At 46.7% G+C, this 1,515-nt stretch carries 1 protein-coding gene; it reads left to right on the top strand.

Features of this window, described 5'->3' with window-relative positions; translation table 11 throughout:
- A partial coding sequence (locus QO005_RS24145) for a class I SAM-dependent methyltransferase (RefSeq protein WP_307160562.1) occupies window positions 1-1,515 on the top strand: 1,515 nt, incomplete at both ends.

Below are 1,515 nucleotides of genomic sequence, written 5' to 3' on the forward strand. Positions count from 1 at the left end.
GATGGCGTTCAGACGGTGTGCTTGATTTCCTTGGGCGTGCGGATCATCAGGTAAAGATCCGTGGTTTTCGCATTGAGCCAGGTGAAGTCGAGGCTCATATATTGGCTAATGTATCCATTTCACGTGCGGCGGTTGTGCCGTACAATATTGGTGGAACTTACGATTCCCTTGTAGCCTACGTTGTACTTGATACTAGCAAAGACGATGGCAATATTTCTAGTCACATCGAAGATTGGAGTGCCGTCTACGATAACGTTTATAGTGTCCTCAAACAGACAACACTATTAAACGATTTTTCGGGGTGGAATAGTAGCTCTTCTCAGAAACCTATTCCAGTAACCGAAATGGAACAATGGCGGCAAGATTTCGTATCAATAATCCAAGAGCGTACCATTGGTAATATTTTCGAGATTGGAATCGGAAACGGTCTCATCATGTCGAAGGTGTTGCCGAACTGCAAATCGTACGCCGGTGTTGACATATCGAAAGACGTGATTGCAAAGCTTGATTATTGGATAAAATGCAATCAAGGTAGCACGCCGCCTATAAAGGTGCGTGTGTCAGATGCTAGTTCGGCTTTCGAATCCAATTCGGGCCAAGCCGATACTGTAATAATGAACTCGGTATGTCAGTATTTTCCCTCAGGAGAGTACGCAAAGAGCGTGATCGACAAATGCATCGACAATGTCTCGCCGGGTGGGCGAGTGATCATTGGAGATGTACGAAATCTCGAACTTCATGATTGTTTTTCAGCTGAGATAATTCAATCAAGGTGTCCCGACAACGATCCTCGGGCCATATCGCTGTTCGACGTCAAGAAGCTTTCTCAGAAAGATAAGGAGCTCCTTTTCTCTCCAGCATTTTTCCATCAGCTATCGCGCACGAGAGACGACATAGCGGCCGTAGATGTTCGGCTTAAGGAGGCGACATATAATAATGAGATTAGCCGCTATAGATATGACGTAATCATTTACAAGTCCCCTACGTCAGTATATGCGCCAAATGAAATCCAGAAGGATGTTTGGGGAGCATCCATCAGTTCCCTTGCTGACCTAGCTAGCGTCCTTGAGGTGCGTAAACCCGACGAGATCTTAATCGAAGGAATTAGAAACCGGCTCATCTCCATTTCGTACGATTCAGCAGCCAAGTTGGGTTGCTATACGATAGTAAGCGACGCACGCGAGGTTATTCCCGCGGAAATCGTGGAGTTAGCAAGAAGTTTTGCCTATGAGGCACGTATCACGTGGTCAGCCCGTGCACCGTATGGCTTTGACGCAATCTTAGTTAAAAGAAAGCTGACTAATGGTAAATGTTTGATAGGAAGAGCCTGGGACGTTGAAGAGTGTAATGCGCGGGGGGTACTCACCAATGATCCAGCAAGAAGTGGCCGCGGAATCGAGATTATCTCCTCTTTGCGAAATGAACTCGCTACGGAACTTCCGGATTACATGGTTCCAGCAGCGATTGTTGTGCTTGACCAGCTTCCGTTAACGCCGAATGGAAAGCTGGACCGTC

Source organism: Allorhizobium paknamense (genome assembly GCF_030815125.1).
Classification (GTDB): Bacteria; Pseudomonadota; Alphaproteobacteria; order Rhizobiales; family Rhizobiaceae; genus Allorhizobium; species Allorhizobium paknamense.